This is a genomic window from Mesorhizobium sp. M2E.F.Ca.ET.209.01.1.1 (assembly GCF_004010375.2).
Lineage (GTDB): Bacteria > Pseudomonadota > Alphaproteobacteria > Rhizobiales > Rhizobiaceae > Mesorhizobium.
Window position 1 is genome coordinate 1 of record NZ_SADP02000136.1, and the last position, 506, is coordinate 506.

Consider the following 506-nt stretch of genomic DNA (forward strand, 5'->3'; position numbering starts at 1 on the left):
GCTCGTTTCCATCCTGTCGATCGACCGCGCCGAATTGCCCGTCGGCCCCTCGGTCGATCTCATCGCCGAGAGCGGCGCGATCAGCGTCGTGCTCGGCGCCAACGGCGCGGGCAAGACGACGCTGCTCGAAGGTCTGTCGGGGGTCATCCCGGTTGCCGGCGGCACCATCGCCATCGACGGCCGTGCACTGCAGAAGGCCCGGCCCGGCGCGCGCTCGCGCGAAGGGCTTGCCCATGTCGAGCAGGGTCGCACCGTGTTCCGGCAACTGACGACCGAAGAGAATTTGCGCGTCAGCCTGCATCCGGGCGCCGACATCGGCGAAGCCTATGCGCTGTTTCCCGAACTGGTGCAGCGCCGTACGGTGAAGGCGAGTCTGCTTTCGGGCGGCGAACAGCAGATGCTGGTGATTGCGCGCGCGCTTCTCACCCGGCCGAAGGTGCTGCTGATCGATGAGATGTCCGCCGGTCTCGCCCCGGTCATCGTCACGCGGCTGATGACGGCCGTGC

General features: G+C 68.0%; 1 protein-coding gene. It reads left to right on the top strand.

The window, feature by feature from the left end:
• Nucleotides 1-10: 10 nt before the first annotated feature.
• A partial coding sequence (locus EN852_RS34960; protein WP_135879609.1) for an ATP-binding cassette domain-containing protein occupies nucleotides 11-506 on the top strand: 496 nt, incomplete at its 3' end.